At 63.9% G+C, this 12607-nt stretch carries 11 protein-coding genes; 4 read left to right on the top strand and 7 right to left on the bottom strand.

The genetic code is table 11. The annotated features are described in order from the left end of the window. Window positions 1-38: 38 nt before the first annotated feature. On the top strand, window positions 39-2417 hold the full coding sequence (ppsA, locus tag EO156_RS05430) for a phosphoenolpyruvate synthase (protein WP_015463160.1): 2379 nt from the start codon (window positions 39-41) through the stop codon (window positions 2415-2417). Next, window positions 2417-3409 carry a mechanosensitive ion channel family protein gene (locus tag EO156_RS05425; protein ID WP_005915721.1) on the top strand — a complete coding sequence of 331 codons (993 nt, stop codon included), beginning with the start codon at window positions 2417-2419 and terminating at the stop codon, window positions 3407-3409. The genes ppsA and EO156_RS05425 overlap by 1 nt, the downstream gene beginning before the upstream one ends. 211 nt (window positions 3410-3620) lie before the next feature. Here the strand turns inward: EO156_RS05425 and orn are convergent, their stop codons facing one another. The 3 genes from orn to mntR form a co-directional block, all read right to left on the bottom strand. After that, window positions 3621-4205, bottom strand: coding sequence for an oligoribonuclease (gene orn, locus EO156_RS05420; protein WP_003482835.1), 585 nt, complete (start codon window positions 4203-4205; stop codon window positions 3621-3623). Window positions 4206-4276: 71 nt separating this feature from the next. Continuing rightward, window positions 4277-4774: a tRNA adenosine(34) deaminase TadA gene (tadA, locus tag EO156_RS05415; protein ID WP_016849133.1), complete on the bottom strand. Its 498-nt coding sequence runs from the start codon at window positions 4772-4774 to the stop codon at window positions 4277-4279. 2 nt (window positions 4775-4776) lie between these two features. Continuing rightward, on the bottom strand, window positions 4777-5244 hold the full coding sequence (gene mntR / locus EO156_RS05410; protein WP_003482839.1) for a manganese-binding transcriptional regulator MntR: 468 nt from the start codon (window positions 5242-5244) through the stop codon (window positions 4777-4779). A gap of 142 nt (window positions 5245-5386) precedes the next feature. On the opposite strand from mntR, the gene EO156_RS05405 reads away from it, so the two are divergent. Further along, entirely contained in the window at window positions 5387-6721 is a 1335-nt protein-coding gene (locus EO156_RS05405; RefSeq protein ID WP_003482841.1) for an Nramp family divalent metal transporter, read from the top strand. A gap of 783 nt (window positions 6722-7504) precedes the next feature. Further along, window positions 7505-8329 carry an alpha/beta hydrolase gene (locus tag EO156_RS05400; RefSeq protein WP_026006850.1) on the top strand — a complete coding sequence of 275 codons (825 nt, stop codon included), beginning with the start codon at window positions 7505-7507 and terminating at the stop codon, window positions 8327-8329. A gap of 305 nt (window positions 8330-8634) precedes the next feature. Here EO156_RS05400 and EO156_RS05395 read toward each other — a convergent pair whose 3' ends face one another. The 4 genes from EO156_RS05395 to EO156_RS05380 form a co-directional block, all read right to left on the bottom strand. After that, a complete protein-coding gene (locus EO156_RS05395; protein ID WP_005922651.1) occupies window positions 8635-8793 on the bottom strand; it encodes a XapX domain-containing protein in 159 nt (52 codons plus the stop codon). Next, window positions 8790-9020: a DUF1427 family protein gene (locus tag EO156_RS05390; RefSeq protein WP_016849135.1), complete on the bottom strand. Its 231-nt coding sequence runs from the start codon at window positions 9018-9020 to the stop codon at window positions 8790-8792. The genes EO156_RS05395 and EO156_RS05390 overlap by 4 nt, the downstream gene beginning before the upstream one ends. Window positions 9021-9025: 5 nt before the next feature. After that, complete coding sequence (locus tag EO156_RS05385) at window positions 9026-10654, bottom strand: MFS transporter (protein ID WP_016849136.1); 1629 nt, start codon at window positions 10652-10654, stop codon at window positions 9026-9028. A gap of 94 nt (window positions 10655-10748) precedes the next feature. Further along, window positions 10749-12596 (bottom strand): amidohydrolase, encoded by a 1848-nt coding sequence (locus EO156_RS05380; protein ID WP_016849137.1) that lies wholly within the window; start codon window positions 12594-12596, stop codon window positions 10749-10751. Window positions 12597-12607: the final 11 nt, after the last annotated feature.

The raw sequence follows: 12607 nt of genomic DNA, 5'->3' as shown, positions 1-12607 counted from the left end.
TCAGCCCGCTCGGGCGATGGCCTTACGGAGCATCGCGCTTGAACGAGAATATCCTGTGGTTGCATGAGCTACGCCTGGCCGACCTGGCCCGCGTGGGCGGTAAAAATTCCTCGCTTGGCGAGATGATCGGCAACCTGGCTGGGTTGGGCGTCTCGGTTCCTGGTGGATATGCGACCACCGCGGAAGCTTTCAAGGACTTCATCGCGCACAACGATCTGTCCAAGCGCATCTTCGACAGGCTGGCAACGCTGGATGTCGAAGACGTCAATGCACTCACGCTGGCCGGCAAGGAAATCCGCGGCTGGGTGATCGATGCCCCACTGCAGCCGGACCTGGACCGCGACATCCGCAGCGCCTACGCCCAGTTGTGCGCCGAGAACGGCGGCGGCGACGTTGCCGTGGCCGTGCGCTCCTCGGCAACCGCCGAGGACCTTCCGGACGCCTCCTTCGCAGGCCAGCAGGAGACCTTCCTCAATGTGACCGGCGCCGACGATGTGGTGCACAAGGTCAAGGAAGTGTTCGCCAGCCTCTACAACGATCGTGCGATTGCCTATCGCGTGCATCACGGCTTCAAGCATGAAGACGTGTTCCTGTCGGCCGGCGTGCAGTTGATGGTGCGCTCGGGCGTAGGCGCGGCAGGCGTGTTGTTCACGCTGGACACCGAATCCGGTTTCCGCGACGTGGTGTTCGTCACATCGAGCTTCGGCCTGGGCGAAATGGTCGTGCAGGGCGCGGTCAACCCGGACGAGTTCTATGTCTACAAGCCCACGCTCACTGCAGGCAAGCCGGCAATCCTGCGCCGCTCGCTCGGCAGCAAGGCCATTCGCATGGTCTATTCGGATGTGCCCGGCGAACGGGTGCGTACCGAAGACACGCCGGTGGAACTGCGCAGCACCTTTTCGATCAGCGACGAAGACGTGCAAGAACTGTCCAAGCAGGCACTGGTGATCGAAAAGCATTACGGCCGCCCGATGGACATCGAGTGGGCCAAGGACGGGGTCAGCGGCAAGCTGTTCATCGTGCAGGCGCGTCCGGAGACGGTGAAGTCGCGCAGTCATGCGACCCAGATCGAACGGTTTGCGCTGGAAGCCAAGGGCGCCAAGATCCTGGCCGAAGGCCGCGCCGTCGGTGCCAAGATCGGTAGCGGCGTGGCACGCGTGGTGCGCTCGCTGGACGACATGAATCGCGTCCAGGCTGGCGATGTGTTGATCGCGGACATGACCGACCCCGATTGGGAGCCGGTGATGAAGCGCGCCTCTGCCATCGTCACCAACCGCGGCGGCCGCACCTGCCATGCAGCGATCATCGCGCGTGAGCTCGGCGTGCCGGCGGTGGTGGGCTCGGGCAATGCCACCGACGTGCTCAGCGACGGCCAGGAAGTGACGGTCAGTTGCGCCGAAGGCGACACCGGCTTCATCTACGATGGCCTGCTGCCGTTCGAGCGCACCACCACCGATCTGGGCAACATGCCACCTGCCCCGCTCAAGATCATGATGAACGTGGCAAACCCGGAGCGGGCCTTCGACTTCGGCCAGTTGCCCAATGCCGGCATTGGTCTTGCGCGTCTTGAGATGATCATCGCCGCGCACATCGGCATCCACCCGAACGCGCTGCTGGAATACGACAAGCAGGACGCCGACGTCCGCAAGAAGATCGACGCCAAGATTGCCGGTTACGGCGATCCGGTGAGCTTCTACGTCAATCGCCTGGCCGAAGGTATCGCCACGCTGACCGCGTCGGTTGCGCCGAATACGGTGATCGTGCGTCTGTCGGACTTCAAGTCCAACGAATACGCCAACCTGATCGGCGGTTCGCGTTACGAGCCGCATGAAGAAAACCCGATGATCGGCTTCCGCGGCGCCAGCCGTTATGTCGATCCCTCCTTCACCAAGGCGTTCGCGCTGGAGTGCAAGGCGGTGCTGAAGGTGCGTAACGAGATGGGCCTGGACAACCTCTGGGTGATGATCCCGTTCGTGCGCACGCTGGAAGAAGGTCGCAAGGTGATCGAAGTGCTGGAGCAGAACGGGCTCAAGCAGGGAGAGAACGGGCTGAAGATCATCATGATGTGCGAGCTGCCGTCCAACGCGCTGCTGGCCGACGAGTTCTTGGAGATCTTCGACGGCTTCTCGATCGGCTCCAACGACCTGACCCAGCTCACCCTGGGCCTGGATCGCGATTCGTCGATCGTCGCACACCTGTTCGACGAGCGGAACCCGGCGGTGAAGAAGCTGCTGTCGATGGCGATCAAGTCGGCGCGCGCCAAGGGCAAGTACGTGGGTATCTGCGGCCAGGGGCCGTCCGACCACCCGGAGCTGGCCGAGTGGCTGATGCAGGAAGGAATCGAATCGGTGTCGTTGAATCCCGATACCGTGGTCGACACCTGGCTGCGTCTGGCCAAGCTCAAGAGCGAGGGCTGATGGGACCGATGGGTGCAATGTGGGCGGCAGCTGCAGGAGCAGCTGCTGCAAAACCGGTTGCGGCAGCAGGAGCGGCAGCCGCCAAGCCGGCCGCGACCAGCGAGCCGGCCTTCAATTGGGCCGCCATCCCGTGGGCGCAGTACGCGGTCAATTGGGGGGTGGCACTGCTGATCGTCGTGGTCGGCATGTGGCTGGCCCGGCAACTCAGTCAATGGTTGCACCGCGCGCTTACCCGCGCACGCGTCGAGATCACGCTCACCAACTTCCTGCGCAACGTGATGTACGCGTTGTTGCTGGTGTTGGTGTTCGTCAGCGCGTTGAGTCAGATCGGTGTGCCACCGACCTCACTGATCGCAGTGCTCGGCGCAGCAGGCCTGGCGGTCGGCCTTGCGCTGAAGGATTCGCTGTCCAACATCGCTGCTGGCGTGATGCTCATCGTGCTGCGGCCGATGCGCGATGGCGACCACGTATTGATTGCCGGCCAGGAAGGCATCGTCGACGAGATCCGGATCTTCCAGACCAGGATCCGTTCGTTCGACGAACGCATGATCACCCTGCCAAACAGCACGATTACCACTGCCCCCATCGTCAACTACAGCACTTTGCCCAACCGCCGCCTGGAAGTGACGGTCGGCGTGGGCTATGAAGACGATCTGAAGAAAGCGCAGCAGTTGTTGCTGCAGATCGCCAAGGACAACCCGAACATCCTGGAGTCGCCTGCACCATTCGTGCAGGTGACCAACCTGGGCGAGAGTACGGTCGACCTGATGTTGTTCGCGTATGCGACCAACGGCAACTTCGGCGCCGCCAAGAGCACCACGCTGGAGCAGATCCGCAACCAGTTGCTGGAAAACGGACTCAACATCCCCTACCCGCAGCGCGACCTGCACGTGTATCACCACGATGCCGATGGCAAGCCGATCTCCGGCCTGTTGCTGAAAGGCATCGCCGACGATGGCGACCTGAGCAAGGGGCCGTCGCTGGCGCGTTGATGCGGCGTCCCCAGCATTACCGCAGTAGAAAAAACAGAGGCCGCATCGATTGATGCGGCCTTTTTTGTGAGTGTGGATAGCAGGCTCGTATGTGCGGGAATGCGCAGAGCGATGCTGAGAGTGCTTCAAGTGCACCCACTGCACACTTCATCCGACGACACGATCCACCCTGCTGCTCGAACTTCAGTGCGCAACACATGCCTGCGGATTCTCAGTTCTCCACACCCGCTGCGGTATCGCCACCAAGCGCACCCATGAACTGACGATAGTGGCGCAACTCGTCGATCGAATCGCGCACATCGCTCAGGGCGGTATGGGCCGAACTCTTGGCGAACCCGTTCGCTACCGTCGGCGCCCACCGTCGCGCGAGTTCCTTGATGGTGGACACGTCCAGGTTGCGGTAATGGAAATAGCGCTCCAGGCGCGACATCTGGCGGTGCAGGAAGCGGCGATCCTGGCAGATCGAGTTGCCGCACATCGGCGAGGCGCCGGCACGGATCCACTCGCTCAGGAATGCAACCGTCTGCGCTTCGGCCTGCGCGTGGGTCACCTGACTGTCGATCACGCGCTGCCACAGACCCGAACGGCGATGTTGATTGCGGTTCCATTCGTCCATCGCTTCCAGGGTTTCCAGCGGATGCGCAATGGCCAGTTCCGGTCCCTCGGCAAGCACGTTCAACTGCGCATCGGTCACGATGGTGGCGATCTCGATGATGGAATCGCGATCGGTATCTAGGCCGGTCATTTCCAGATCGATCCAGATCAGTCGGTCGTTGCCTGCAAGGTTCTCTGCCATATCGCCGTCCTGTGGAGGCCGTCGCCGGCCGGATGCTGAAGAGGGCGCGCATCATACCGCGGCCACGTCGCTCAGGGCGCAAGTGGCGGCTTGCCGCGCTTGGCCCTGAAGTAATTGGTCAGCCGCAAGCTCGCCTGGGCCGCCAGCACGCCACCGCACACCTGCACGCGATGATTGTGGCGCGGGTCGGCCAGCAGGTCGAAGACGCTGCCACAGGCGCCGGTCTTGGGATCGCTGGCGGCGAACACCACGCGCGCGATCCGCGCATGAATCATCGTCATCGCGCACATCGCGCACGGCTCCAGGGTGACGTAGAGCGTGCAGCCGATCAGGCGGTGATTAGCCAGCCGGCGCCCGGCTTCGCGCATCGCCACGATTTCGGCATGCGCGCTGGGATCGTGGCTGGCGATATTGAAGTTCCAGCCTTCGCCGAGCACGTTGCCTTGCGCATCGACCAGCACTGCGCCGACCGGGATTTCGTCATAGTCGCGCTCGGCACGCTCGGCCAATTGCAAGGCGTGCTGCATCCAGTGCACGTCGATCGCCGCGTGCGGCGTATCGGTCGGCATGCTCACGTGGCCGAACCGCCCTGGCGGTCGAGGAACGCGGCGAACGCGGCAACCGTGGCTTCGCTGACATGGTGTTCGATGCCCTCCGCGTCGCGACGCGCGGTGGCTTCATCGATGCCCAGCGCAAGCAGGAAGCGCTCCACGATCTGGTGGCGCTGCCGGCTGGATGCGGCCAGCGCCTCACCGGCCGGGGTCAGGAACACCCCGCGGTAGGGCCGCTGCACGACCCAACCATCGCGCACCAGCCGCTTGAGCATCTTGGCCACGGTGGGCTGCGCGACGCCCAGGCGGGCCGCGATATCGACCTGACGTGCCTCGCCGCCATCCACCAGTAGATCGGAGATCAGCTCCACGTAGTCTTCGACCAGCTCGGCGCGGCGCGCTTCGCGTACCTGACGGAAGCTCTCCATGTGCACCTGCGCATCGATCAGGACCGGCGCGGCCGCTTCCACCTTTTCGCTCTTGCCCACCCTCTTCCTCGTCATCGTCGCCGGCATCGATGCCGGAGCGCATAGTTTGAAGCACGCAGCAGATCAATACGATTGAAATTGCCAATGCTCAACAGCATAGCAACTGCTATATCATGCGCTTAACCCGTTTCGACCCGAGTGCATGTCCGCCGACACCGCCGCCTCAGCGCCATCGTCAGCCACCGCCATCGGCGGTCTGGGCGACCACCAAGCCAGCGTCTCTGTGCCCAACAGCGGCCATTGGTGGTTCCGCCTACTGGCCTTCCTCGGACCGGGCTACATGGTGTCGGTGGGCTATATGGACCCGGGCAACTGGGCCACCGATCTGGCCGGCGGCTCGCAGTTCGGCTACCTGCTGCTGTCGGTGATCCTGTTGTCGAACCTGATGGCGATCGTGCTGCAAGGCCTGTCGGCGCGGCTAGGTATCGCCACCGGGCTGGACCTGGCGCAGGCCTGTCGCGCGCGTTATCCGCGTGGCGTCAATCTGGCCCTGTGGGGCATCTGCGAGCTGGCCATCATCGCCTGCGACCTGGCAGAGGTCATCGGTACCGCGATTGCGTTGAAGCTGTTGTTCGGGATTCCGCTCACCATGGGCGCGATCATCACCGCGGTGGATGTGGTGCTGGTGTTGTTGCTGATGAACCGCGGTTTCCGCGCGCTGGAAGCCTTCGTGATCGCGCTGCTGCTGATCATCTTCGCGTGTTTCGGGATCCAGATCGCGTTGGCCGCGCCACCGATCGCGGCGGTACTGGGCGGTTTCATTCCGCGTGCGCAGGTGGTCACCGACCCGCAGGCGCTGTATCTGGCGATCGGCATCATCGGTGCGACGGTGATGCCGCATAACCTGTATCTGCACTCGTCGATCGTGCAGACGCGCGCGTATCCACGGACCGATGTCGGCCGGAAATCCGCGCTGCGTTGGGCGGTCACCGACAGTACGGTGGCGTTGATGTTCGCGCTGTTCATCAATGCCTCGATCCTGATCCTGGCCGCGGCGGTGTTCCATGCGCAGGGCCGCACCGACGTGCAGGAGATCGAACAGGCGCATGCGTTGCTGGCGCCGATGCTGGGCGTCGGCCTGGCCTCGACGCTGTTTGCGGTGGCGCTGCTCGCCTCGGGCATCAACTCCACCGTGACCGCAACGCTGGCCGGGCAGATCGTGATGGAAGGCTTCCTGCAATTACGCCTGCCGCCATGGATACGGCGCTTGCTCACCCGCGGCATCGCCATCGTGCCGGTGGTCATCGTGACCTGGCTGTATGGCGAAGCCGGTACCGCGCGGTTGTTGGTGCTCAGCCAGGTGGTGTTGTCGATGCAGCTGCCGTTTGCGGTGATTCCGCTGGTGCGCTTCGTGTCAGACCGGCAGTTGATGGGCGCGCTGGTAGCGCCAGCATGGCTGGTACGCATCGCGTGGGTGATCGCTGCGGTGATCGTATGCCTCAATCTGAAGCTGCTGTGGGATACCGCGCTGCATTGAGATGCGGCATCGGCGCGGGTATTGCGCCAGCGTTCGATCAATTGTTTCGTATCGCCCGGACAAGTGGAAGACGATGTCGCGCTTTCTTCCCTTCAACCCGCACCATCGCTGTTGGTGATGCTTGAGAGATTACAAAACGTGTCCTGCAAGGATGGGTGAGCAAGGTCTCTTCAGCGAACTCGACTGAGTTCAGGGCGCGGTGCCATCGCCGCTCGCGGGACACGCCGCAAGTACGTCCGTGTAGGCTCGATGGCGGCGTCCATGCCGCCAACGGTCCTGCAAGCAGCGCGCACGCCGAACCAGACAAGTGTCGGTGACCTTATTGAAGAGCGAAGTACCGCGCCGGACTTGCTTGAGGCAGCTGCAAGCGCTGTGCGCATGTTTACGCTTCTTCCATTACGGCCCGCGCATCGCGCGAATCGATCACATTCTGCGCTAGTGGGTGCACTGCGCACGCGCGTGCAATCTGCCTTGTGCCTCACGCGCTCTACTTGGCGCATGCACCGGTCTGTCCGTTGCCTGCAGTGGCCTTGCGCTGCTTGGGCATGCCTGACATGACGCGCCAACGCGCGCATGCGACCGCCGGGCTGCATGCCCTCGCCCGCAGGAGTTCTTATGGATCCGTTCGAGGCGCATCCGGCCGATGCCGGGCGCCGCCACTTTCTCATTTCCGGCACGGCAGCCGTGGCAGCGTTATCGCTGCCACATCTCGCCAGCGCTGCCGCGGCCACGCGCATGCCGTCCACCTCGCCGCCCCACTCGTCCACTCACGGAGTCAAGCAGATGTCCAATTTCGTCAAACGTCCCGACGGCGCCAATATTTTCTACAAGGACTGGGGCAAGGGCCAACCGGTCGTGTTTTCGCACGGCTGGCCGCTCAGCGCCGATGCCTGGGATGCGCAGATGTTGTTCATGGGCCAGCACGGCTATCGCGTGATTGCGCATGACCGCCGCAGCCACGGCCGTTCATCGCAGACCTGGGACGGCAACGATATGGATACCTACGCCGACGATCTGGCTGCGGTGATCGAGGCGCTGGACCTGAAAGACGCAATCCTGGTGGGCCATTCCACCGGCGGTGGCGAAGTGGCGCATTACGTCGGCCGGCATGGCAGCAAGCGCGTGGCCAAGGTGGTGCTTGTGGGGGCCGTGCCGCCGCAGATGGTCAAGAGCCCGACCAACCCGGGCGGCCTGCCGATGAGCGTGTTCGACGGCATTCGCGACGGTGTGGCCAAGGATCGGTCGCAGTTTTACCAGGACCTGACCACGCCGTTCTTCGGCGCCAACCGCGATGGCAACAAGGTCACCCAGGGCATGCGCGATGCGTTCTGGCTGCAAGGCATGTTGGGTGGGCACAAGGGCCAGTACGACTGCATCAGGGAATTTTCCGAAGTCGATTACACGCCCGACCTGAAGAAGATCGATGTGCCGGCGCTGGTGGTACACGGCGACGACGATCAGATCGTGCCGATCGATGCGTCCGGCAAGATGTCGGCCAAGATCATCAAGAATGCAGAATTGAAGATCTATGCCGGCGCGCCGCACGGCCTGACCGTCACCCATGCGGACCAGTTCAACAAGGATCTGTTGGCGTTCGCAAACGCCTGATCGAGGTTGAATGGATCAGCGAAAGGCCGGCTCGAGAGAGCCGGCCTTTTTTGATCTGGCGTTAGGGATCGTACAAGAACAGCTCACGCACTCAGACAGCTTGTTGTCAGGCCGCATCGACGGTGCGCTCATATCTGCACCTTGCCAGTGATAGGTCCCGATCGCACACCGGCCATGTCTGCCTGATGGTGACAGTCGTTGCTGTTCGCTGCGCTTCGCAGACTTGGTCGAGATCTTGGTTGGCTGAGGGCATCACGCGCTTGCCGCTTGCAGGACACGCCGCGAGCCCCCGACACCGTGCCGCTTCAGCGCAGCACCCAGTCAGCCAGCAGGAACCCGCCGCTCATCGCCACGACGAGCAATGCACCGGTCAGACGTGGCGGAGCGGGCAGCGGCAAGTCGAGCAACCGGCAGCCGATGCCGATCGCCCATGCGAGCAGTACCCCGAGCACTGCCAGGCTCATGCGTCGCCCTGCCGGCCCACGCGGCCGCCGGGCCTGCCGCAATGCCCCAGATTCTTGGCGGCACGCTGGGCCAGAAAGCGGTCGGCCAGTGCATAGCCGCACGTCATTGCCAGCACCAGCAGCGCGCCGACGAAAGCCGTCGGAGCAGGCGATGGAATGCCGGCCATGCGGCAGCCCAAGCCGATTGCCACACCCAACGCGACACCGCTGATGAACTTCCAGTTCATGGGCATCAGATATCCGAGTGCGCGTGCGGCGGCAGCGCAGCACCGCCGCCACCGACGAAGTGGCGCACCACCGGCGCGCGCTCGCCGTGATGCAGGGCGCGGATCTGTTCCTGTAATTGGCGGTCGTCGCCGGTGACGCGTTCGTGCTGCCGCAAATGCTCCAGCCAGGAGGCGAGGATGAAGTATTCCAGTTGCACACCCGGCGTTGCAGCGTCTTCGGCGATGCCCCAGACCACGGCGCCATCGCGGCGGCGCGCATTGCCCAGTTGCGTCATCAACTGCAAGAACGCGACGCGTGCCTCGGCAGCGATACGGTATTCCACTGTCACCAGCACCGGGCCGCGGTCGTGCTCGACGCGAGCGACTTGCGCAGGTGCAGGCCAATGCCCACCGGGGGCAAGGTCCAGCTGTTCGGTTCCGGCAATCCGCGCGCGTTTGACCACTAGCGCGGCGATCACTGCACCGGCGGCGGCGATCTGCAGTGCTGTGGCAATCGACGTGCGTTGGGCCAACGCACCCCATAACAGCGAGCCACTGGCCATGCCTGCGGAAAACACCACGATATATAGCGACAATGCACGGGCACGCACCCACGCAGGGACGGCGGTCTGTGCGGCGATCTGCAACGACGACAGCACCGTGATCCAGGCCAGGCCGTTCACCACCATCACCACGCACAACACGCCAAGCAGCCGCGACAACGCCAACCCCAGCAGCGATGCGGCGCACACCAGGGTGGCAACGAACACCAACAGATCGCGGTCGTAGTGCGCACGCAGGCGCGGCAACAGCAAGGCGCCGCTGATCGCTCCGACGCCGATGCAGCCCAGCAAAACGCCGTAGCTGCCGGCGCCCAGCTGCATGTCGCGGCGGACCACCAACGGCAGCAGCGCGGTCAACGCGCTGGCGAACACAAAAAAGCCGGCGGCCTTGATCAGCACCGCCTGCAGGCGACCGGCGCGCGCGGCGTAGCGCAACCCTGCGCGCAGGCCTGCGCCAAAGCTCTCCGGCGGCAGCGCCGAGGTGTGCACATCGCGGCGCCACCGCCACAGCACGTACAGCATCATGCCAAAGGTCAACCCGTTGAGCAGAAAGGCCCACGGCGGGCCGAATTGCGCCACGATCAGCCCACCCACGGCCGGGCCGATCGATCGCGCGATGTTCATGCCTATCGAATTGAGCGCCACCGCCGAAGCCAGCATCGGGCGCGGTACCAGTTCCGACACGATCGCCGCCTGCGCCGGTATCGCCATTGCTGCGCCCACGCCCATTGCAAAGGTGAGCGCCACCAAGACCCAAGGCGCCAGCAACTGCAGATGCGCCAATAACGCGAGCGTACCGGCCACCAGCAGCATCCAGAGCTGGGTCAACAGCAGGTAGCGACGACGGTCGACGATGTCGGCCAGCGTGCCGGCGACCAGTGCCAATAACACCACCGGCAAGGTGGTGGCCGACTGTACCGCCGCCACCATCAATGGCGAGCCGGTCTGTTCGGCCATCACCCAGGACGCGGCGACATCATTGATCCAGGTACCGATGTTGCTGCCCAGGATCGCCAGCCACAAGGCGCGGAAAACCGGCTCACGCAGCGGCGCCCAGGCACCACCTTCGGCAGGTGCGGCAGAAACACTCATCGCGGCAAGACTCCAGCCAATGGAATGAAACAAACGACGCAGAAGTGTGCCGCGTGCAACATGCAGGCACGTAGATGTACCGGCGATACCGCCATCAGAACGCGAAGCACGCGCATCCCAAGGCACCCCAGAAGCGACGTAGATCATCGGTGGGGACAGCATGCAGCCCCGCATGCGCGTGCGCGCCGTGGGCTCGACACGCGTGGCCGCGCGCATGCGCGTGCGGCGCAGCGGCTAGCCCGCTCACCCCGCCTCCAACCTGGTAGCCGCCGAACCGATTCACCGGCGACCAATCCGGCATGGCAGGCGGCAGCGTGGGGGCGAGCGCGGCAAAGTCGCCCTCGCCATGCACGACACGCCCGCCCAGGACGGTCAGCACGCTGGTGATGTCGGAGATGGCCGCGTCGTCGATGCGGAAGTAATCGTCGGACAACACGATGAAGTCGGCCAACTGCCCCGCCGCCAGGGTGCCCTTGTTGGTCTCGTCACCGGAAAACCAGGCGCTGCCCTGCGTCCACAACCGCAGTGCCTGTTCGCGATCGAGCAGATTCTCGTCGCCATACAGGGCCAGACCGCCCACCGTGCGGCCGGTGACCAGCCACGACAGCGCCACCCACGGGTTGTAGCTGGCCACGCGGGTGGCATCGGTGCCTGCGCCGACCGGAATTCCCGCTGCGAGCATGCGTCGCACTGGCGGCGTCTGCCTTGCAGCCTGCACGCCATAGCGCCGCACGAACGCCTCGCCCTGGTAGGCCATGCGATGTTGCACGGCGATGCCGCCGTTCAAGGCGCGAATGCGCTCGATATTGCGCGGGGTAATCGTTTCGGCATGGTCGATGAACCAGTGCAGACCGTCGAACGGGATGTCTGCGTTGACCTTTTCGTAGACATCGAGAATGCGCGCGATGCTTTCGTCGTATGTTGCATGGATACGGAATGGCCAGCGCTTTTCCACCAGCAGCCGCACCACTTGCTCCAGCTCGGGTTCCAGCTCCGCCGGCAGCTCCGGGCGCGGCTCGCTGAATTGTTCGAAGTCTGCAGCGGAAAATACCAGCATCTCGCCGGCGCCGTTGTGACGCAGCAGGTCATCGCCCTTGCGTAACGGCAGTACTTCGGTCCAGCCGCGGAAGTCTTCGACCTCCATGCCCTTGTTCTGGGTGAACAGGTTATAGGCAATACGCACGCTCAGTTGATCGGCCGCGTGCAGCTGTTCGATGACCTGGTAATCCTCCGGATAGTTCTGGAAACCACCGCCGGCATCGATCACCGAGGTGACCCCGAGCCGGTTGAGCTCGCGCATGAAATGGCGAGTGGAGTTGGCCTGGTATTCCAGCGGCAGGCGCGGGCCTTTGGCCAGGCTTGCGTAAAGGATCAACGCGTTGGGCTTGGCCAGCAGCAGACCCGTGGGGTTGCCCAACTTGTCGCGCTCGATGCGCCCGCCCGGCGGATCCGGGGTGGTCTTGTCGTAGCCGCAGGCTCGCAGCGCGGCGCGATTGAGTAAGGCACGATCGTACAGATGCAACAGAAACACCGGCGTTTCCGGCGCGATGGCGTTGATCTCCTCAAGCGTGGGCAGGCGTTTTTCAGCGAATTGATACGCAGTGAAACCGCCGACCACGCGCACCCACTGCGGCGCTGGCGTGCGATCGACCTGCGCCTTCAGCATCGCCATTGCATCGGCCAGCGAGCGCACGCTATCCCAGCGCAGCTCCAGGTTGTAATTCAGACCACCACGGATCAGGTGCGTGTGGCTGTCGTTGAGGCCGGGCAGCAGACGTCGCCCCTGCGCATCGATGGTGCGCGCGCCCTTTGCCAAGGCCATGATCTGCGCGTCGTCGCCGACTGCCACGATGCGCCCATCGGCAACGGCGATGGCAGTAGCGTTGGGCTGGCGCGGATCGAGCGTGGTGATGCGCGCATTGCGAACGACGAGATCGACCATTGAAGACTTCC

It is taken from the genome of Xanthomonas sp. DAR33341 (assembly GCF_003992815.1).
Lineage (GTDB): Bacteria > Pseudomonadota > Gammaproteobacteria > Xanthomonadales > Xanthomonadaceae > Xanthomonas > Xanthomonas cissicola.
Note: the sequence above shows the minus strand (reverse complement) of the source record. Positions and strands in the feature narration are given on the sequence as shown.